Origin of the sequence: Microbacterium sp. NC79, from assembly GCF_019061125.1 — a bacterium.
Taxonomy (GTDB): Bacteria; Actinomycetota; Actinomycetes; order Actinomycetales; family Microbacteriaceae; genus Microbacterium.
In genome coordinates, this window is record NZ_JAHQYI010000002.1 from 108541 (window position 1) to 129020 (window position 20480).

Annotated in this window: 20 protein-coding genes; 11 read left to right on the forward strand and 9 right to left on the reverse strand. The window is 62.4% G+C overall.

Going from position 1 to position 20480, the window contains the following annotated elements; translation table 11 throughout:
* The first annotated feature begins 88 nt into the window (after positions 1-88).
* Positions 89-718, forward strand: a complete 630-nt coding sequence (locus KTJ77_RS10730) for a hypothetical protein (protein ID WP_217338541.1) — start codon at positions 89-91, stop codon at positions 716-718.
* Between the two features lie 258 nt (positions 719-976).
* Here the strand turns inward: KTJ77_RS10730 and KTJ77_RS10735 are convergent, their stop codons facing one another.
* The 3 genes from KTJ77_RS10735 to KTJ77_RS10745 are packed head-to-tail and all read right to left on the reverse strand — an operon-like array spanning position 977 to position 3829.
* Entirely contained in the window at positions 977-1828 is an 852-nt protein-coding gene (locus KTJ77_RS10735) for an SDR family NAD(P)-dependent oxidoreductase (RefSeq protein ID WP_217338542.1), read from the reverse strand.
* Positions 1828-3048, reverse strand: coding sequence for an acetyl-CoA C-acetyltransferase (locus KTJ77_RS10740; RefSeq protein ID WP_217338543.1), 1221 nt, complete (start codon positions 3046-3048; stop codon positions 1828-1830). Before KTJ77_RS10740 ends, KTJ77_RS10735 begins: the two co-directional genes overlap by 1 nt.
* Positions 3041-3829 (reverse strand): SDR family oxidoreductase, encoded by a 789-nt coding sequence (locus KTJ77_RS10745; RefSeq protein WP_217338544.1) that lies wholly within the window; start codon positions 3827-3829, stop codon positions 3041-3043. Before KTJ77_RS10745 ends, KTJ77_RS10740 begins: the two co-directional genes overlap by 8 nt.
* A gap of 63 nt (positions 3830-3892) precedes the next feature.
* Here KTJ77_RS10745 and KTJ77_RS10750 point away from each other — a divergent pair, with 63 nt between their 5' ends.
* Positions 3893-4723: an SDR family NAD(P)-dependent oxidoreductase gene (locus KTJ77_RS10750; RefSeq protein WP_217338545.1), complete on the forward strand. Its 831-nt coding sequence runs from the start codon at positions 3893-3895 to the stop codon at positions 4721-4723.
* 165 nt (positions 4724-4888) lie between these two features.
* Here the strand turns inward: KTJ77_RS10750 and KTJ77_RS10755 are convergent, their stop codons facing one another.
* The 4 genes from KTJ77_RS10755 to KTJ77_RS10770 form a co-directional block, all read right to left on the reverse strand.
* The gene (locus KTJ77_RS10755) at positions 4889-5614 is read right to left on the reverse strand and encodes an ABC transporter ATP-binding protein (RefSeq protein ID WP_217338546.1); all 726 of its coding nucleotides are present in this window, start codon (positions 5612-5614) and stop codon (positions 4889-4891) included.
* Positions 5607-7442, reverse strand: a complete 1836-nt coding sequence (locus KTJ77_RS10760; protein ID WP_217338547.1) for an ATP-binding cassette domain-containing protein — start codon at positions 7440-7442, stop codon at positions 5607-5609. The genes KTJ77_RS10755 and KTJ77_RS10760 overlap by 8 nt, the downstream gene beginning before the upstream one ends.
* A gap of 2 nt (positions 7443-7444) precedes the next feature.
* Positions 7445-8302 carry a branched-chain amino acid ABC transporter permease gene (locus tag KTJ77_RS10765; protein WP_217338548.1) on the reverse strand — a complete coding sequence of 286 codons (858 nt, stop codon included), beginning with the start codon at positions 8300-8302 and terminating at the stop codon, positions 7445-7447.
* A gap of 82 nt (positions 8303-8384) precedes the next feature.
* Positions 8385-9614, reverse strand: a complete 1230-nt coding sequence (locus tag KTJ77_RS10770) for an ABC transporter substrate-binding protein (RefSeq protein WP_217338549.1) — start codon at positions 9612-9614, stop codon at positions 8385-8387.
* Positions 9615-9746: 132 nt separating this feature from the next.
* Between KTJ77_RS10770 and KTJ77_RS10775 the strand changes: the two genes are divergently transcribed.
* From KTJ77_RS10775 to KTJ77_RS10795, 5 genes are all read left to right on the forward strand, one after another.
* On the forward strand, positions 9747-10505 hold the full coding sequence (locus KTJ77_RS10775; protein WP_217338550.1) for an SDR family oxidoreductase: 759 nt from the start codon (positions 9747-9749) through the stop codon (positions 10503-10505).
* 357 nt (positions 10506-10862) lie between these two features.
* Positions 10863-11849: a cytochrome P450 gene (locus KTJ77_RS10780; protein ID WP_217338551.1), complete on the forward strand. Its 987-nt coding sequence runs from the start codon at positions 10863-10865 to the stop codon at positions 11847-11849.
* On the forward strand, positions 11846-13117 hold the full coding sequence (locus KTJ77_RS10785) for an epoxide hydrolase family protein (RefSeq protein ID WP_217338552.1): 1272 nt from the start codon (positions 11846-11848) through the stop codon (positions 13115-13117). The genes KTJ77_RS10780 and KTJ77_RS10785 overlap by 4 nt, the downstream gene beginning before the upstream one ends.
* Entirely contained in the window at positions 13110-13427 is a 318-nt protein-coding gene (locus KTJ77_RS10790) for a 2Fe-2S iron-sulfur cluster-binding protein (protein ID WP_217338553.1), read from the forward strand. Before KTJ77_RS10785 ends, KTJ77_RS10790 begins: the two co-directional genes overlap by 8 nt.
* A gap of 4 nt (positions 13428-13431) precedes the next feature.
* Entirely contained in the window at positions 13432-14613 is a 1182-nt protein-coding gene (locus KTJ77_RS10795) for an NAD(P)/FAD-dependent oxidoreductase (protein WP_217338554.1), read from the forward strand.
* Positions 14614-14739: 126 nt separating this feature from the next.
* Here the strand turns inward: KTJ77_RS10795 and KTJ77_RS10800 are convergent, their stop codons facing one another.
* The gene (locus tag KTJ77_RS10800; RefSeq protein WP_217338555.1) at positions 14740-15606 is read right to left on the reverse strand and encodes an SDR family NAD(P)-dependent oxidoreductase; all 867 of its coding nucleotides are present in this window, start codon (positions 15604-15606) and stop codon (positions 14740-14742) included.
* 91 nt (positions 15607-15697) lie between these two features.
* On the opposite strand from KTJ77_RS10800, the gene KTJ77_RS10805 reads away from it, so the two are divergent.
* The 4 genes from KTJ77_RS10805 to KTJ77_RS10820 are packed head-to-tail and all read left to right on the forward strand — an operon-like array spanning position 15698 to position 19429.
* Positions 15698-16438, forward strand: a complete 741-nt coding sequence (locus KTJ77_RS10805; protein WP_217338556.1) for an SDR family NAD(P)-dependent oxidoreductase — start codon at positions 15698-15700, stop codon at positions 16436-16438.
* Positions 16435-16857 (forward strand): thioesterase family protein, encoded by a 423-nt coding sequence (locus tag KTJ77_RS10810; RefSeq protein WP_217338557.1) that lies wholly within the window; start codon positions 16435-16437, stop codon positions 16855-16857. Before KTJ77_RS10805 ends, KTJ77_RS10810 begins: the two co-directional genes overlap by 4 nt.
* Complete coding sequence (locus KTJ77_RS10815; protein ID WP_217338558.1) at positions 16845-18239, forward strand: MFS transporter; 1395 nt, start codon at positions 16845-16847, stop codon at positions 18237-18239. Before KTJ77_RS10810 ends, KTJ77_RS10815 begins: the two co-directional genes overlap by 13 nt.
* 14 nt (positions 18240-18253) lie before the next feature.
* Positions 18254-19429 (forward strand): NADH:flavin oxidoreductase/NADH oxidase, encoded by a 1176-nt coding sequence (locus KTJ77_RS10820; protein ID WP_217338559.1) that lies wholly within the window; start codon positions 18254-18256, stop codon positions 19427-19429.
* A gap of 68 nt (positions 19430-19497) precedes the next feature.
* Here the strand turns inward: KTJ77_RS10820 and KTJ77_RS10825 are convergent, their stop codons facing one another.
* A complete protein-coding gene (locus tag KTJ77_RS10825) occupies positions 19498-20259 on the reverse strand; it encodes a hypothetical protein (protein ID WP_217338560.1) in 762 nt (253 codons plus the stop codon).
* Positions 20260-20480: the final 221 nt, after the last annotated feature.

Here is a 20480-nt window from a genome sequence, read left to right on the forward strand (position 1 = left end):
CTCGGCTCCGGAACCATCCCCTGCATCTGCAGGGAGGTTCCGGAGCCTTTTGCTTGACGCAGATCGCGGAAGCCAAGAGGCTTGAGGAATGCGACATGCAGATGACCGCCGCCGAGAGCACATGAAGGTGCTGGAGCTGGGCACCGGGGCTCTGGTGTCAGACCTTATCCCCCGCACGCATGCTGATCTGCGGATTGCTCGGGTGTTCTTTCCGTTCGAGACGAAGGACGGGGAGCTGGTGCCGTGGACAAGGTTCGTCCCCGGCGACACCGCGTTCTCGGCGAGCACGACGTGGCGTGATCTGCTGGAATCTGCGGGGCAAGACCCGGCGAGCTACAACGCAGCCAGCGGCCAGCTCGATGAGCGCACCGCCGAAGGGCTGCGCGAACTCATCGGCGACCTCACCATGACCGGTCTCATGTGGCGCGGATACTGGGGAACATTGGGCGAACCCGACTACCTCGCGACGACGTGGAGCAACAGCACCGAGGTGTACGTCTCTCGCCGCTTCACTGCCGACTTCATTCGAGCTGGCATGCAGGTTCCGGAGTTCGCGTGGGACGATGAGGGCCGCCTCGCGTGGGGTGGATTCTTGTACCCAGATTCGCTCGCCGTCGCTGTCGAACCCGCGCGTCTCGACGCGCTCTATGGTTCCGGTCTTCTCACCGCCACCGGCGCCCGCCCCGACGACACGATGCCGGCCAGCTCAGGCGACTAACCACGCCCGGCTTCACTCAGGCACCCACCCCCGGCGTCCGCCTGCACCAACCCGAGTACGGCCTGCACCCGAGTACCGCCTGCGCCCCAGCCCGAGCACGGCCTGCACCCCACCTGCATCCTGTTCTGCACGACGAGATTCGCCCGCCCGGCCGACACGCCGCGATTATCGGCGTCGCTGGCGCATCCACCGTGCACAACAGGAAAAGCCGTCGGTCTCGGGCTGAAACAGACCGAGACCGACGGCAGAAAACAGAGGCTAAACCTGCATTGCTGGCGCGCCAGCGCCGAGACCGACAGGGGCCAAGCCAACCGACAATCGACCGGCGAGGGCTTCGTCAATCGTGTCGAGGTTCCAATCGCGCCCAGGAACGGCGTGCGTAAACGCGGGCGGCGCCATGAGCGCCAGCTGCGTGCCGTCCGCACGAAGTACCTGACCGTTCAACGCGGCCGAGCGGTCAGACAGCAGGTAGACGGCAGCCGGTGCAATCGCGTCAGCCGCGCCGCCCTTGCCTGCGTCGTCCCCACCCATCTCGTTGCTCATGTCAGTCCACGCAAGCGGCGCGAGCGCGTTCACGCGCACGCCGATCTTCGCACCCTCAAGCGCCCACCCGTAGGTGAGGCCCAAAACGGCGGCCTTCGTCGCGCCGTACAGGGCGAGACGATCGGAACCAAGGAGGGCTCCCGACACGATGTTGACGATCGCGCCGCCACGGCCAGACATTGCACGCATCGCGGCGGTGCCACAGTTGATGACTCCGGTGACGTTGGTGTCGATGGTGTGACGAATCGTCGCGGCGTCCTGCTCGGTCGCGAGACCAGGGCTCAAGATTCCGGCGTTGTTGATGAGTCCGTCAACGGTCCCGAACGCGTCACGGCACAACTGCACGAGTGCTTCACCGGTTCCGGCTGCCGAGACGCTCGCGGCGTGCGATACGGCATAGCCGCCGCCGATCGCAATCTCTGAAGCGACCGCTGCCGCCCCGACAGCGTCAATGTCGGCAACCACGACCGCGGCGCCCTGTTGGGCGGCCGCGATCGCGTATGCGCGTCCGAGACCCCGCGCCGCTCCGGTCACAATGACGGCGCGATCTTCGAGGGCTCTTGTCATTAGCTGAGGCGTTCGAGAATCATGGCCATACCCTGGCCACCAGCAACACACATCGTCTCAAGTGCGAACTGCTCATCGCGCTCCTGCAGAGCGTGAATCGCGGTCGTCGTGATGCGCGCACCGGTCATACCAAACGGGTGGCCGAGCGCGATGGCGCCACCGTTGACGTTGACCTTGTCAGCGTCGATACCGATGTCGTCGATGGAGGGCAGCACCTGGGCGGCGAACGCCTCGTTGATCTCCATGATGTCCATGTCACCGATCGACATCTTTGCGTTCGCGAGCGCCTGCTGTACAGCGCCGACCGGGCCGAGACCCATGATTTCAGCGCTCACCGACGAAACACCGGTGGACACAATACGAGCCAGCGGCGTCAGGCCAAGCTCCTTCGCACGCACGTCACTCATGATGACGAGAGCTGCGGCACCGTCGTTGAGCGGGCAGCAGTTGGCGGCGGTGACGGTGCCGTCAGCGCGGAACACCGGCTGCAGACCCGAGATGCCTTCCAGCGTGACGCCGGCACGCGGGCCGTCGTCAGTGGACACGATGGTTCCGTCGCCCAGCGTGACGGGCGTGATGTCCTTCTCCCAGAAGCCGCGCGCCTTGGCGGCTTCTGCGCGGTTCTGCGAGCGCACAGCCCACTCATCCTGAGCCTGGCGCGACACCGAGCGGAGACCGGCAACGTTCTCAGCGGTCTCGCCCATCGCAATGTAAATGTCGGGGCGGTCGCCGCGCTCGCGTGGGTCGCTCCAGACGAAGCCGGGGGTCTGCGCGTTGGCAGCGGTGCGCTCCATCTCAGCAGCCCATGCCGGGTGCTTCGTGTTCTCCATGCCGTCAGCCTTGCCCAGGCCGAAGCGGGAAACGGCCTCGACACCAGCAGAGATGAAGACGTCGCCTTCACCGGCCTTGATCGCGTGGAAAGCCATGCGCGAGGTCTGCAACGACGACGAGCAGTAACGCTGAACGGTCACGCCAGGAACGGTGTCCAGGCCAATCTGCTGTGCCACGATGCGCGCGATGTTGTAACCCTGCTCGCCCGCGGGCTGAGCGTTACCCATCATCAGGTCAACGACCGTGGTGGGGTCAAGCTCCGGAACCGCGGCGAGAGCGGCGCGCACCATTTGCGACGCAAGGTCGTCGGCGCGCATGTCCTTAAGAGATCCCTTGAACGCGCGGCCAATTGGCGAGCGAACAGCGGAGACGATGACGGCTTCAGGCATCTTCTGCCCTTTCTGCGGGGAACGCATCAGCGTTCGGGGTGTGAGCGAGGAAGGCGGGCCATTCGCCGCCGCCGTCGACATTGAGGATGGCGCCTGTCGTGTGCGAAGACAGGTCAGACGCGAGCATGACACATGTTGCACCAAGCTCAAGCGGGTTTGCCAGGCGCCCCCGCGGGATTGTGGCGGCAACCCCGGCAAGCTGCTCAGGGGTTCCGTAGTGTCCATCAGCTGACTCCGTGCCCACGAGGCCCGAGCTAATGGCGTTGACGCGAATGCGCGGCGCCCATTCAGCGCCAAGCGATCGGGTGAGGTTTTCCAGCGCTGCCTTCGCCGCACCGTACACGGCGGTACCGGGGCTGGGGCGACGAGCAGAAATCGACGTGATGTTCACGACGTTGCCGCCGGTCTTCTCCAGGTGCGGGTACGCCGCGTGGCATGCGTACGAGGCGGAGAAGAAGTTAATCTCCATGATCGCCTTCTGGTAGCGCGGCGATCCGTCTTTGAAAGCCGAGAAGGGCGATCCGCCCACGTTGTTCACGAGCACATCGAGGCGCCCGTGGCGCTCAGCGATACCGTCGATCCATGCCGCCACCTGCTCAGCGTCACGCACGTCAACGGCGGTGAAAGCGGCGGAACCAATGGGTGTCTCTGGCGCCGTGCGCGCGCAGTACTCAACGGTTGCGCCCGCTTCAAGAAAACGGGTGACGATTCCTCGTCCGACACCCTTGCTGCCACCGGTGATGGCAACAACCTTGCCGGTGAAGTCCAATGCGATACTCACGCGTCCTCCTTGCGCATCTTTGCGTCCCTTCCGAGGCTACCAAACAAATGCTAGGTTGTGTGAATGATCGACAACGAAGTCTCCACTCCCCGCAACGTCATCGTCACCGGTGGCGCCCTCGGAATTGGTGGCGGCATCAGCCGCCGATTCGCAAACGACGGTGACAACGTTCTGCTGGTAGACATCAATAATGATGCCGCGACCCAGACCGCCGAGGCCATCGTCTCAGCTGGCGGAACCTGCGCGCCACTGATTGCCGATGTCACGACCGCAGAGGGCGTGGCAACCGTCGCTGCCTTCGTCGACGCAGCGTGGGGCGGCCGCGTTGATGTGCTCGTCAACAACGTGGGAGATTTCCGTCCGGCCAAGCCCGTCTTCGTGAAGTCCACCCCCGAGATGTGGGAGCAGCTGTACCGCATCAACCTTTGGCACGTGCTGGCGATGACGCACGAATTTGCGCCACGCATGATCACGCACGGCACCGGAAACATCATCAACGTCTCCACCGTCGAAGCCTTCCGCGGGATTCCGGGTCACGCCGCCTACTCGGCGTACAAGGCCGGCGTTTCTGCCTTCACCAAGAGCATGGCGGTCGAGCTCAGCCCCAACGGCATCCGCGTGAACGCCATCGCCCCTGACCTCACCGATACCCCGCAAACCTCGCACGACGCGATGCTGAACGGCCGCGACCCCGAGCTGATCCCCTCCTGGATTCCGCTCGGCCGTTTCGGCCAGGCAGGCGACCACGCCGACGTCGTCGCGTTCCTCGCCTCCAACGATTCCCGCTTCGTCACGGGCGTCACGATCCCGGTCGATGGCGGAACCTTGGCCGCAAGCGGTTGGCACGGCAAGGCGCGCTCACGCGGCTGGACCAACATGCCCGACGGCGCCTAATCCGCCCCGCGCACCGATTCTCGGCCCCGGACCACTCGGTTCCGGGGCCCTCTTCTTTGCCCCTCTACCTGGTTCCGGAACCGGGGAGCACGCACGATACAGTCGCCCCCACGCGACACGAAGGCGGCCGCACGGGAATCCGCACGGCCGCCTTCGCAACTGAACTTAGTGAGACTGCACGCCGAAGTACGCAGCCTGCAGGTCTTCGACCGTGATGTCGGCAGCCTTGCCCGAAATCACGTTCTTGCCCATGTCGATGACCGCGACTTCGTCGGCGATCGCAACAGAGTCCTGCACGGCCTGCTCGATGAGCAGGATGCCGAGGCCAGTGGCCTTCAGCGAATGCACGCGATCCATGACCTCTTTGACGATGACCGGCGCCAGACCCTGGCTCGGCTCGTCAAGAATCAGCAGCTTCGGGTTTGCCATCAGCGCCTGTCCGATCGCCAGCATCTGCTGCTGACCACCCGACATGCTGGCAGCCGTCAGCGACCGCTTCTCACCGAGGATCGGGAAGAACTCGTAGATCTCCTCCACCTTCGGCATCAGCGCACGCTTCTTCTGCTTCGTCGAGAAGCCACCGAGCAGCAGGTTCTGTTCGATCGTGAGCTCGTGGAAGACGCGCTTGCCTTCCTGCACGTACGACAGGCCCTCGGCCACACGCTTGTGCGCGGGCACGTCGGCAATCGACTGGCCGAGGTACGTGACGGAACCGCCCTGCACCTTGTTGAGGCCGGTGATGGCTCGCAGTGTGGTCGTTTTGCCAGCACCGTTACGGCCAAGCAGAACTGTGATCTCACCCGAACGAACCGTGAGCGACACGTCGCGAACAACCGTCAGGTCGCCGTAGCCGGTCTTCAGGTTCTGGACGTCAAGAAGAACTTCAGACATCGCTTTCTCCACTCGTGACGTCAACCTCCGCTGCGATACCAAGGTATTCCTCCTTGACGCGCGGGTTGTTCTCAATCTCTTCCGAGGTTCCGTGTGCCATGACCTTGCCCTGTGCGAGCACGTAGATCGAGTCGGCCAGACGCAGCACCAGCTGGAAGTTGTGCTCCACGAGCACGATCGTGAGGCCCGCGTCGCGCAAGCGACGAATCAGGGCTTCCAGCACCTCAAGCTCGTCCTCGTCAAGACCAGAAGCGGTCTCATCGAGGAGCAGAACGCGAGGGTTGGCGACCAGGGCGCGTGCGACCTCGAGCAGACGACGCTGGCCAAGGGGCAGTGCGTCGGCTTCCATGTCGCGCTGTTCTGCGAGGCCGACGAGCGCAAGCGCACGGTCAGTCTCAATCCGGTCGTTCTTGCGTACCTTCAGGAACTTCGGGGTACGGAAGATCGCACCGGCAATCGAAACGCGGTCAGAGCCGATACGGCCTGCTTCCACCGCCTCGAAAACCGTGAGCTTCTCCGGAATGTGCGGCGTCTGGAACGTACGCGAGACACCCGCACGCGAGACCTTGAACGACGGCAGGCCGGCAATCTGGTCCTGGTCGAGGCTGATCGCGCCCGAGTCGGTCTTGTAGAAGCCCGAGATCATGTTCAGCAGCGTGGTCTTACCTGAACCGTTCGGACCGATGATGGCCGTCACCTTGCCAGGCTGAGCGTCGACAGACACGTTGGACAGCGCTTTGTTTCCGCCGAACGCCTTCGAGACATCCGTGACAACGAGCGGTGCACCATTGAGCTTTTCGATCTCGACGCTTGCGGCCGACGACGAGTCCGTCGTCAACGCACGCTTCACGGTTCCGGTCTTATTAGCAGCCCAGTTGTCAATCTTCCTGACGAGGCTGCGACCGAGGCCAGCGAGGCCACCGGTGAAGACCACACCACCGAACACCAGGAATGCACCCGTGATGATGATGTTCCAGCCACCGAGGTTGGACGCCTGGTTCAGGCCGAACTGCAGTACCGCTGCGCCGATCGCCGCACCATATACCGAAGCGGAACCACCGAAGATGGAAGCCGCAAGAACGGTCATGGCGAAGGAGAACGCGAACGCCTCGGGTGAGATGTAGCCGTCAAGGTTGGCAAACAGCACACCGGCAACACCGGCAGGGATCGCACCGAGTGCGTAGGCCGACAGCTTCATGCTGAAGACCGAGATACCCATCGATGAGGCGAGCACGGGGCTGCGCTTGAGCACCTGCAGTGCGAGACCGTTGCGCGAAACAATGATGTTGCGCATCACGGCGAACCACAGGATCGCAATCACACAAAGCAGGATGTAGTACGTTGCCGGGTCGAGCGGGCCGCCGAAGAAGGTCGCAGGAACCACGGTCATGCCGTTACGGCCGCCGGTGCTTTCCTTGAAGATCGACAGCACGTCGGGAATCAGCAGGATCAGGAAGAACGACGTCATCGCGAGCGACCAACCGCCAAGGCGGAGGCCGGGGATACCGGAGATCAAACCGATCAGCAGTGCAACAGCGGCACCAGCCAGCAGCTGCAGGAAGATGTCAGTGACACCCGCCTTACTCATGAGACCGGCGGTGTAGGCACCACCGGCATACATAGCCACCTGACCCATGGCCAGCTCGCCTGCATAACCGAGGCTGAGGTTGAGGCCTGTCACGATGAGCGCAAGCAGGATCGTCAGCTGAACCTGACGTGTCACGGCATAGCCGAGGCCCATGTACGGCACGAAAATGAGTGCGATGCCGAGGATGAGCGGAACGATGAAGCCCGGAAGGGCGCGGAATTTAAGCCACAGTGCAGCCATGATCAGACCGTCCTTTCCTTGCGGCGCGTGAACAAACCGGTCGGCTTGATCATGAGAATGATGACCAGGATCGCGAAGACAGTGATCGCCGCGTAGTCAGCACCCCAGTAGCGGCCGGCGATGGCCTCGGCGAGACCCACAATGGCGCCACCGACGAGAACACCCCACATCGAGCCGAAACCACCGATGGCAAGAACCACGAAGCCCTTAAGCGCGAGCGACGCACCGAGGGTGGCCACCGCGTACGTCTTCGGACCGACGATAACGCCGAGGAAGCCAGCGATCATTCCGGTCGCGACGAATGCAAGGAAGGCAAAGCGGCGCACGTTGACACCGCGCAGCACAGCGGCCTCGCGGTCTTCACTCATGCCGAGCAGAGCAATACCGACCATGGAGCGCTTCGAGAACTGCGTGAGAGCCACAACGAGCAGCACAACAACCACGACAATCGCGATTTCGACGGGCAGGACAGCGCCGCCTGCGATCTCCAGCGGCTTGTTGCCGAGGAAGAACGGAACCGCGTGGGGCTCGCCGCCCCAGATCAGCTGAGCGACGCCCTCAATAACGAAGGAGGCACCCAGCGTGGTGACAAGCAGGTTGTGCATGTCTTTGACGGGGCGGACGGCCACGCGCTCTTCGAGCGCGGCAATCAGACCGACGATGATCGCGGCACCAATGCCAACGAGCCACCAGGGAAGGCCCCACACCGCGATGCCCAGGTATGCCAAGAAGGCACCGAACATCATGAGTGTTGCTTGGGCGAAGTTAAAGGTCTTCTGGGAAAGGAAGACGATGTTGTAGCCAATAGCGACGAGTGCGTAGATTGCACCGAGCGCTAGGCCCGAAAAAATAATTGTCATGATTGCCGTCTCCGGGAGGGGCGGGAGTGGGCGGAGATGGGGGCTTCAGAGCTGAGCTCTGAAGCCCCCATCACTTACATAGTTACTGGAACTGGCCGTTAACCAGCGGGCCGGGCGAGATGAAGAGGAACTCATCCGTACCCAGGCTCGGGCTGTGCTTCTCCGGCGTGAAGCCGTAGTTCTTGATCAGGATGGTTCCGGCGTCCTTCTGCACCTGCGCGTCGGTGATTCCCTTAACGAGGGCCTCAGCGTCGAGCGAGCCTTCCTTCTCAGCGGCAGCCTTGACGAGCCACATCGCGTCGAGGTTGTAGGCCAGGATGAGCGAGGTCTTGATGTCGCCTGCCTCAACCATGTGCTTGACACCGTCGTTGACGGCTGCGTCGTTCTTGTCGAACTTGGTCGACGTGAAGACCTGCATCGTCAGGTTCTTAACCTGGTCGGTGCCGAGAACACCCGTCGGGGGCTCCGTTGCGATGAGCGTCGTTGCCGAGACCGAGGTGTTGCCCATGATCGGGATGTCCCAGCCGAGCTTCTCGATGCCCTGGAGCACGTAGCCGAGCGGTGCGCCGTAGGCGTCAAGAACGAGGACGTCCGGGTTCTTCGACTTGAGAGCCTCGAGCTGAGCCGTCATGTCAAGAGCGGCGACGTCGTAGCCTTCGTTACCGACAACCGTGAAGCCGGACTCACCGAAGATCTCGCTGGTGCCCTTACCGAACAGCTCGCCGTACGCGCTCGAGCCGTGCAGGATCGCGACGTCTTCGTAGCCCTTGTCTTCCATCGTGGGCACGAATGCCTTGATGTAGTCGTTGGCCGAAGGCGAGAGGTCGAAGTTGTAGGGCGACTGTGCCGGGTCAGCCGACGTTGCCGTCGGGCCGATGTTGAACGACAGAATCTTGTTCTGCGTGAGGATCGGAATCATCGCGTCAGCGACGGTCGAGGGGCCCGAGTTCATGACGGCAACGGGCTTGTCGCCGCTTGCCAGCAGTTCCTTGAGCTTGGTAACAGCAACGGTCGGGTCACCGGTGTCGTCAATAACTTCAATCTCGACCTGGCGGCCGTCGATACCACCAGCAGCGTTAACGCTGGCGACCGATGCCTTCGCTGCCGTAATCGAGGTCGCAGCGTTGTTGGCCAGGATGCCTTCAGCGCTAACACCACCGAAAACGACAACCTTGATGGGCTCGCTCGAGGACGAACCGCCCTCGGAAGGCTTTGAGGTTTCGGGTGAGGTGCTGTTGCCGGAGCAGCCCGCGAACGTGAGCGTCGCGACCGCGAGTGCCGCTACGGATGCGGCGAGTTTTTTGCGGTGCATGTGAGGGGACCTTTCTCGTCATTGAGTGCAGCAAACAAATGCTTGGTTAGTCAACCACAGGCTGTTCCGTTAGGCAAGACCAACGAAGCGTTTGCTTGGTTTCTACTGTAGCGCAGTGCTACCGTGCCGAGCATGACCCACGTTGAACCAGCTCAAGATTTCGCTCAGCTTCCCGGCGTTGCCGTCGTGATCGGAGGTTCTGGTGGCATTGGCGCCGCGTGTGTGCACCGCCTGACTGCCGGTGGCGCGCACGTTGTAGCCACCTATCGTTCGACAGCTCCAACCAACCTGGGTTCCGCCGATTTGGCGCGCCTCGACGTCACAGACGCCAATGCTGCTACCGCCCTTTTCGACGAGATTGCGGAGCGTCACGGGGGCATCCACACGGTGGTCCATGCGGCGGGTCCGCACGTTCCGATGAGGTACCTGTCTACTGTGTCGCCTGCGGAGTTCGCGGCGCAAGTTGACGGGGATCTCGTGGGTTTCTACAACATCGTGCACGCGGCCGTTCCGCACCTTCGCACGTCTCGCGGCTCCCTCACCGTCGTGTCATCGGCTGGCACCAAGCGCTACCCCGTGCGCGACGGCCTGTCCGCCGCACCGAAGGGCGGCGTTGAGGCGCTTGCTCGCGGTATCGCCGCAGAAGAAGGCAAGTACGGTGTGCGAGTAAACAGCGTCGGGCCCGGCATGCTGCACGATGGCATGTCAGCCAAACTTCAAGCATCGGGCGACCTCGATCAGCGCGCGTTGGACGTCGCGACGGCGAACATTCCGATGCGGCGATACGGCTATGCCAGCGACATCGCGGAGGCCGTGGCCTTCCTTGCTTCCCCGCGCGCCAACTTCATCACGGGTCAGAAGCTCGACGTCGACGGCGGCTACGGCATCTAACGTCGCACGATTCCACTGGTGTTGATTCACAACTTCACGGAAAGCCGGGGCGCGTGGTGCAGATGCACCATTGCCAACTACACGGTCCAAAGATAAGGTCTCCCCCAAGCAATCGCTTGATCGGAGATTACTATGGCAATGGCGCCAAAACCCATCGACGTACACACCCAAGAGTTCCTCGAGGACCCCAACGCAATGCTGGGCTGCCCGTTCTCTCGCATCCAACATGCAAATAGCCCAACGGGTGAGGAATTTTTCTCCTACGAAAGCGTTCGATCGCTATTCCGTGACCCCCGCGTGCGCCCCAAGAATGCCCAAGTCTTCCGCGACCTCGGTGTGACCGAAGACAGCCCGATCATGAAATTCGTGACCACAGGCAACTTCAATATGATGTCCGCCGAAGATCACGCACGTATTCGCCCCATCATCGTGCGCGGGTTTCGCCCAGCGCGCATCAAAGCGACCGAACCGCGAATCCAGGCCATCGCCGACGAGCTCGCGGACGCCATCGTCATGAATGGCAGTACCGCAAACGTTGTCGCCGACTACTCGCACTATGTTTCGATCCGCACGATCTCTGCCTTCATCGGAGTGCCGCCGGAAGACATTGACAAGTTTGAAAGCGCATCGGTCGAGCTGATCCTACTCAGTGCGGTACCTTTCGAACCATCCCGGCCTCGCCTGGAGGCAGCACTCACAACAGTGCACGCCTACGTCGGCAGTCTTATCGAGCGTCGTCGCGCAGCTCCGCAAGACGACTTCATCAGCGATCTGATCGCCATCCAAGACGCGGGTGAGAAGCTTTCGCAGGACGAGCTCATCTGGTCGATTGTTTTCATTCTGCTCGCGGGGCACGACACGACGCGCTCCCAGATTGCCTCGACCGCTCGCATGCTGATTGACAACGGCTTATGGGAACAGGCCTACACCGACCGCACGTTGGTGGCACGGGCTCTCAAAGAGTCGCTACGGATCTACCCTGCCGCATACCGGTTCGCTCGTGTGGTTGAAGAAGACATGACGTATGGTGACGTCACGTTCGCCGCAGGTGGCCGCGTCGCGCTCAATCTGGCGGCAGCTGGCCGTGATCCCGAGGTCTTTGAAAACCCGGATGAGGTTGTCCTCGACCGCGCCGCTCCAGGCTTCGACATCGGTTTCGGGTACGGCAATCATCACTGCATCGGCTGGGCGCTCGCCACAGCCGAGATCACGATCGGCGTGCAGACACTTGTCGACCGCCTTCAGGCCGTCACGTTGCGGTCCCCCGTCGAATACAAAGTTGGCGGAACCATTGCTGGCCCAGAAAAAGTGGAGATTGAGTTTCAGCCGAGGACCGCACAATGACAATCGATCTTTCACGGGTTGAGAAGTTTGACATCACCATCGGTCAAGACGTTCTTGATGACTTGAAACGCCGCCTCGACGATACCCGTTGGCCCAATCTCCAGGTGGCGGCCGAAGAAAGCTCGATTTACGGCATAGACCAGGCCACGCTCGCGCGACTTGTGGAGCGGTGGCGAGGCGGGTTCGACTGGCGCGCGGCTGAGACCGAGCTCAACAAGTACAACCACTATCGCGCCACAGTGCAGGGACAAACCATCCACTTCATGCACCGTCCGTCAAAGCGATCCGATGCAATACCGGTGATCGCGACGCACGGTTGGCCGTGGACTTTCTGGCATTGGAGCAAGGTCGTCGATGAGCTCTCGGACCCAACGGGTGCGGATGCCGACGGCGTTCCAGCGTTCGATCTCGTAATTCCGTCATACCCAGGGTTCGGGTTTTCGACACCGTTGCACGACCCGACGCTCACCTTTTGGCGCGTTGCGGACCTCTGGCAAGAACTCATGGTTGATGTCCTCGGCTACGAAACATACGGCGCTGTGGGCGGCGACTTCGGCGCCATGGTCACTGCACAGATGGGGCACAAATATGCGGACTCTCTCGTAGCAATCCACGTCAGCACGCCAACACCGTTGGATATTTTTCACGGTGAGCGATGGTGGGACATCACTGAGGGTCGGATATCACCCGAGGGCGCAAGCGACATTGAGCGCGACGGCCTGCAACGATACATGAAGAAGTTTGTCGCACATATCGCGGTCCACATGCTGGACCCGCAGACGCTCACGTACGGACTCTCTGACTCTCCCGTAGGAATGCTTGCCTGGATCGTCCGTCGCTACCAGCTCTGGGTTGATCACGACAATGACCTTGAGTCCGTATTCTCGACCGATGACCTCCTGACAATCGCAACGATCTTCTGGGCGACCAACTCCATCGGCTCAAGCATTCGCACATACGCGAACACCGCACACTATCGCTGGCAACCCTCACACGACCGCGTTCCCGCGATTGAAGCACCGGCCGGAATCACATTCCTTGGGTTTGAGAATCCACCTGGCGTCACCGCCCAGCAACGCGCTGACGCATATCGTTCGGCCGCGTCTAAACGCAGCCCGAGCGACCGCAGCGCTCGCTGGTACAACCTAGTCAACGTAAAAGCCCATGAACACGGCGGCCATTTCGCGCCGTGGGAGAACCCCGAGGGCTGGATTGTCGATATGCGCGAGACATTCGCGCTCGCGCAGAAAGCAAAGTCGAATGGGTAACATCACATTTCTCGATGAGCACGGAGAAGAGTCGCTGACCGCTGATATGTCGATGGATGACACCGTCATGGAAGTTGGTCGCCGTGAGGGTGTGCGCGGCATCATCGCTGAGTGCGGTGGTGTGATGTCGTGCGGCACGTGCCACGTCTGGCTCGAGCCAGACGTCAACGAGAAGTTCGAACCAAAGGAAGACGTCGAAGACGAGGTTCTGGCTGAATTGCATGGGTACTGCGAAAACAGCAGACTGGGCTGCCAGCTCTACCTCGTGGAAGATGCAGATGTCGTGGTGCAGGTTCCGGAACGGTTGTGAAAGCATGACAAATCATCGTGCGGTTGATGTTCTGATCGTCGGTGGCGGTCAGGCAGGCTCTGACGTTGCTTTTGCCCTCCGTGAGAGCAACTACCCCGGCAGCATTTTGATCGTCGGGGCGGAACCACACCTGCCGTACCAGCGACCACCGCTTTCCAAGACATTTCTCTCGAGCGAGGCAGCACCGGACTCCCTGGTGTTGCGGGGAACCGGTGCATACGAGCGCGGAAACATTGGGGTCGAGCTCGGAAGAGCAGTGGCAAACATTGATCTTGGTGCACGGTGCGCGCAACTTGACGATGAGCAAACCATCACCTTCGAGAATGTCGTGCTTGCCCAGGGCGGAACCCCTCGCCAGTTGACGGTGCCGCCCGACGTACAGTCCAGGACGCATTACCTTCGTTCAGCTGCCGACGGCGAGCGGCTGCGCGCCGAGCTCGACGCCGCACAGCGTGTCGTGGTGATTGGGGGCGGCTTCATCGGACTCGAGCTGGCGGCATCTGCACGGAAGCGCAGCAAAACGGTCACCGTGATCGAAATGACCGATCGCTTACTCGGCCGCGTCGTGCACCCGGTGATATCGAACGCTTATGCCGACATTCACCGTCGCCGTGGCGTCGATGTGATTCTGAGCGCAAATATTGCCTCGATGACGTCAGTGGCATCTGGATCCGTTCTCATCACGCTGGGCGATGGTCGTGAGCTAGAAGCTGACCTGATCGTGGTGGGCATCGGGTTGGATCCTGACACGTCACTCGCGGCAGCACTAGGACTCGAAATCGAACGCGGCGTGGTCTGCAACGAGGATGGCCGCACGAGTCACCCCATCGTGTTTGCCGCCGGTGACTGCTCCTCAGTTCGCGACGCGCACGGCAGGATCAGCCGCATCGAGTCGGTGCATAACGCGACTGAACAAGCGAAGTCGGTCGCGGCAACAATCGCTGGCGCGGCGCGACGGCCGCGGCAGACTCCCTGGTTCTGGTCGGACCAATACGACGTCAAGCTACAAATTGTCGGGGCAACCGGCGCTGAGGTTGAAGCAGAAATCGATGGCGACATCGACGCCGAATCATTTGTCATAAGACATTGCCAGAATGGTGAGCTGGTCGGCCTTACCGCGGTGAACCGCCCGCGCGACTTCATGGCAGCGAGACGCCAACTCGACGCGCAGAAGACGCTCGCATAACGAGCGCCGTCACCGCCGTTCCGTGGGCTAAAAGAATCTTGTTGCAGAACCCATTTCGCATCCGCTCTTACGAAAAGCGCCACGTTCCGCGGCAACGCAATACACGGCCGGAACCACGGGTCGCGGTTAACGCACGACCGCGTCGCTGAAGCGGGGCGGGTCGCCCAGGAGCGGGCGGCGTGATGCTGGCTGACGGCCATCAACATCGGTCACACCCAGCACACCCGCAAGCTCTGCGGCGACCAGGACCCGCCCGGTGAAGCGCTCTTTGTCTGCGTGGGCGTCCAACGCCGCGATAACCCGGCCAGGGAACTCGGGCGATTCCGTCGTCTGGTCAACACCGCGGTACTTGTCGGGCTCCGCTGCGAGCACGCGAGTCGTGCGCTCAGTGCGCAAGAGGCCCATCCAGATAGACACCGCCGTCACACCGTGCGGCTTCAAATCAACCGCGAAGTCGTGTGCCATCTTGTCGACGCCCGCCTTGACCGCACCATATGCCGGGCCGTGCATGAAACACGTGCCGCCGAATCCGGACGTGTTCACAACGAGCCCACGACGCGATGGGTCAGCGATCAGCAGCGGTGCCGCGAGCGCCGTCATGACATACGTCGAGCGCAGACCGATGTCGAACATCTGATCCATGTCGAGCGATTGTTCCCAAAACGGCAGCGGCGTGACGAGCCCATCGGGTGCGGCGAAGACGTTGTTGACGAGCACATCGACGTAGCCGTGTTCTGCACGTACCTGTTCCACGAGCGCCGCGACCGACTCATCAGAGCTGTGATCAACGGCGACCGCGATACCGCGCCCGCCGCGTGCCGTCACTTCTGCGGCCGTCGCTGTGATGGTTCCGGGAAGATCCCCCGTGGGGCTTTCGGTCGAGCGTCCGGTGACGTACACCGTCATGCCTGCCTCGCCAAGGGCCAACGCGATACCCTTTCCGGCTCCGCGGCTCGCTCCGGTCACAATGGCAACGCGGGGTGTGTCGGTCATCTCGTGCTCTCTTTCGGTACATGGGATTGTCGCGGCACGCGCCACACGCTAGCATTCTGACACAAGCAAATGCTTGGTTGAAAGGAGCATCATGGGCGATGCAAACTTCGGATTCTCCGACGACGCGATTCTGATCACCGGCGCCGGCAGCGGCATTGGCCGTGCCACGGCACTGCGCGCCGTAGGCATGGGCCTGCGCGTCTCAGGTTGGGACCTCAACCCGACCGGCCTGGCAGAGACGGCAGAACTGGTGACGGCCGCGGGCGGAACCTTCCACTCGTGGGTTGCCGACGTGTCTGACGACGAGGCGGTCACCGCCGGCGTCGCATCGGCGACCGAAGCGCTCGGCTCGATTCGCTACCTGCACAACAACGCTGGCCCCGCATCCAGCGCGCCCATCCCGTTCGACCAGGCCCTCCTCATCTCCGTTGGTAGCGTCCGTCGCGTCACCGATGCGTGGGCCGCCGCTGGCCCTGGCGACGGTGCCGCCATGGTGGCAACCGCATCGGTTGCAGGCAACAAGGTCGGCACCAACTCAGACTGGTATTCGGCAAGCAAGGCCGCGATCATGGGCTACGTTCGGCACCTCACCGCCTACCGTTCGCACGAGTTCCGTAGCAACGCGGTCGCCCCTGGCATGACAGACACCCCGCGCCTGACCGGCTTCGCCGAAAGCGAGGTTGGCCAGCGGGTCATGGAGCGCATTCCGCTGAACCGGATGGCAACTCCCGACGATATCGCCTACGCCACCCTCTTCCTCCTCTCCCCCGTAGCCAGCTACATCAACGGCGTCTTCCTGCCCGTTGACGGCGGCTGGACGGTGACGCAGTGACCCTGTCTCCCGTTCTGCACTCACACACGTCACGGCTGAGCTACGCCGACACCGACCCCGCGGGGATTCTCTACTACGCGGCCTGGTTTCCGATGATGGAGCGCCTGCAGTCAGAGTTCATGTATCTCCAGGGGCTTCGTCAGGACACTCTGAAAGACACCCACGGCTGGTGGACGGTCTCCCGCGCAACACAGTGTGAGTACCTCGCCGCTGCCGTGCTCTTTGATGAGATTCGCATCGACCTGCGCATCGGCGACATCAGCCGCTCCTCGTTCAAGTTTCACCACGAGATGGTGCGCACGAGCGACAACGTGACCGTGGCCCGCTCATGGATTCACGTCGTCACGGTGTCACCCGAGCAGAAGGCAATTTCCATTCCCGAAGGTCTCCGCGCGCAGCTCGACGCGTGGATGCAGTGACGCGCCCGGCCGATCGCCGCGTGCTGTGGGCGATCGCGTCCACAGGTTTTGTCTCCTCCCTGCAGTTCACCCTGATGGTTCCGGCCCTCCCATCATTTCCGGAGCTCCTCAACGTTTCAGTCAGCGACGCATCGTGGATCGTCACGATCACCCTGCTGACCGGAACTGTCGTCACGCCGATTCTTGCGCGCCTCGCTGACATGCGGGGGCGCAAGAGGATGCTGCTGATTGCGATGATCACGCTCGGCGTCGGCTCGCTGATCGCCGCTATCTGGTCTTCTCATTTCTGGTTGGTGATGCTGGGGCGCGCCATGCAGGGCTTCGGAACCACGATCGTGCCGATTGGGGTGAGCCTGCTGCGCAGTATTTTGCCGCGCGATCGGGCCGTCATCGGTATTGCGATGCTGAGCGGAACCGTTGGTATCGGCAGCGGATTCGGGTTGCCGTTGGCGGGTGTCCTGCTGGCAAGCGGCGGACTACCGTTTACCTTCTTGTTTTCTGCACTTGGCGCTGCCATCACCGCCACCCTGGTGTGGCGGTGGGTGCCCGAACAGCACAACCGTGCAAACGGCTCCTTCGATCTCGTGGGTGCCAGCGTGCTGGCCGTCGGTCTCACCGCGATTCTGTTGATCGTTTCAAAGGTGGGTGAATGGGGCATCACGAGCCCCGCGACGATTGCAGCCGCCCTGGTCTGTGGCGTGGCCATCGCGTTGTTCATTCCGCTGCAACTGCGTTCTTCCTCTCCCGTGATTGATCTCCGCTTGGCCACGCGTCCCGCGATGGTGATCGCCAACGCGGTCGGGTTTCTCACGTCTTTCGCAATGTTTGCGAACTTCCTGCTGACCATGCAGGAGGCGCGGGCGCCTGAATCCACGGCGATCGGGCTGGGGCTCGCCGAAATCTCTGCCGGCCTCGTGCTGGTTCCATTCGCGGTCGCGATGGTACTCGGCGCCCCCGCAACCGCCGCGCTCATGCGCCGATTTGGCACGCGCGCGGTGCTGCTGGTGGGAAGTTTGGTGATGGCCATCTCCTTCGGCTTCCGATTCTTCGTGCATGGCAGCCTCGTCGCGCTCCTCATCGGAACACTGCTCGCCGGCGTCGGCACCGCCCTCGTCTTCGGCACCCTGCCCACTCTGGTTCTCGACGTGGTTCCGATCGCGCAGGCGTCTTCGGCCAGCGGACTCAATTCCCTCATGCGTTCCGTATCGGGTGCCGTGGCAAGCGCGGCGTTTGCCTTCTTGCTGACGCTCTACGGCATCGTGCTTCTGCCTGACTACCTCACCGAGACCGGCCTCATGATCGGCCTCGGAACAACATCTCTTTTCTGCTTGTTATCTACCGTGCTGACGTGGTTCCTGCCGCGTCGCCAGCAATCCGCGTGAACGAAAGATCATCAATGACTGCTCCAGCCCTGTTCCAGCCCCTCACTCTGCGTGGTGTCACGCTGAAGAACCGCATCGGTGTCAGCCCGATGTGCATGTACTCGTCGCAAGACGGGTTCGCCACCGACTTTCACCTCGTGCACCTTGGGCGCTTCGCCCTTGGTGGCGCCGGGCTCGTGATTATGGAGGCGACCGCGATTGACCCGGCCGGGCGCATCTCGCCGTTCGATGCAGGCATCTGGAGCGATGAGCACATTCCGGGTCTGGCTCGCGTTGCGTCATTCATTGAGGCAAGCGGCGCGGTTGCTGGCATCCAGCTCGGCCACGCAGGACGCCGCGCGAGCGTGCGCGAGCCCTGGTTCGCTGGCGCACCGCTCGGCGATGACGCTGTCGAACAGGGCTACCCGGAGGGTTCGCCGTGGGTGACACAGGCCCCGTCTGCCAAGCCGGCCGGCCCCGAATTCCCGAGGCCAGCGGAAATGTCTGCCGATGAGGTACGCGCCTCGATCGAGGCGTGGGCTGCCGCCGCACGTCGCGCTGTCGCCGCCGGATTCCGCGTGCTTGAGTTGCACGGCGCGCACGGATACCTGTTGCACTCGTTCTTGTCGCCGCTGTCAAACTTCCGTACCGACGAGTTCGGCGGTTCCGTTGAAGGCCGACGCAAGTATCCGCTCGATGTTGTGCGTGCAATCCGCGCGGCGATTGGCGATGACATCGTGCTCTCGTACCGGGTGTCCAGCGTCGACGGCTTCGAAGGCGGGCTGGGCATTGACGACACGGTTGACTTCGCTCGCGATCTCAAGGTGGCTGGTGTCGACATTGTCGACACCAGCTCAGGCGGCATCACCACGGACCGTTCCATGGATACCCGCGTGCGCCGTGGTTACGCGTTCCACGCTGACTTCAGCCGCGCTGTGCGCGAGGGCGCAGACCTGCCGGCGGCGACGGTCGGCCTCATCACCGATCCGCAGCAGGCCGAGTACCTCGTCTCGCACGGTGACGCCGATGTGGTGCTGCTTGGCCGGGAAATGCTGAACGACCCGAACTGGGCCCACCACGCACTAGCCGCTCTTGCCGACAGCCACGACCAGTGGGACATTCGCTATGGTTCCGCCATCGCACCCCGCGCCGGCACGCTCGCGCGTCTCGCCGAAGCCGGCGAGACGCCGCTGACCCGCTTCAGCGACTAACCCCAATCGCAAAACGGCGGGGTGTGAGCTTCAGCTCACACCCCGCCGTTTTTACATGCAGCGGACGATTAGTCCCAGTCCTGCCACGGAATGATCGTCTTGATCGCACCCGCAAAAAGGACCTTCTGCGTGGGTGCCAGAATGTCGAGCTCCCGCTCAATCTCCTGCAGCTTCGGGGTGACCACGGCCGGGTCATCCTCGAGGTAAACGAGGCGCACACGAAGTGAGCCCTGCTTACGCTCGGCGGGCCCGGCGAACGGCAACGTCTTGTGCTGCTGCACGTGGCTGAACGAGAACGTCCATGCGCCCGCAACGCCGTCGACGTCAAGGAGAGCCGGAATCAGTTCGCGGTCTTCGCGCGTGTAGGCCGTGTGCGTCTCCATCGAGTGCGGCTCATCCGTGCTGGTGAGCGTGAGGTACACGCCCTGGTTCGCGCGGAAGGGCAGAACGTCCGCGTTCACAAGTGCGCGCGGGGCAGCGTAACCCTTGACCGGCTTGAAGAATGCAAGCAGCGGGCGCTTCACCGCTGGAATCAGCGGTCCACGGCCCCACTGGAAGGACGCTTCACCCAGGGCATCCCACGCCGCGACAGATTCCTCCACGGGCGGGCGGAACCAGTACATCGCCACATAGTTGGCATCGGTGAACTCGGCTTCACCGCTCGTCAGTGAGCGGTATTCGTCGAGGTGACGCCAGCGCTGCCCGGTGGCGACGCCCTCCAGCGCGAGGTTTTCGGGAAGGTGATCCAGCTGGTGCCACTCGTTGTACGCCCGGTGAAATGACGGATCCGTCAACTGAATGAAGGAGAAGAAGGCAAGCTCTGAGAACATACGCTCAGTCAAGCGCTTGCTTGGTTTTTCGTCAAGCGTGTGTTCCATTTGTGGCGCACCCAGCGGTTCCGCCACGCACCCCCAGGTTCCGCACCCCACCCCCAGATTCCGCGAAACACAATTTGGTCGGCGAAACACGGCGTGGCCGCATGTTTCTCGCCGACCAAATTGTGTCTCGCAGGGCGGGTGAACGAGAAACGGAACCATACGCTCGGGGTGCG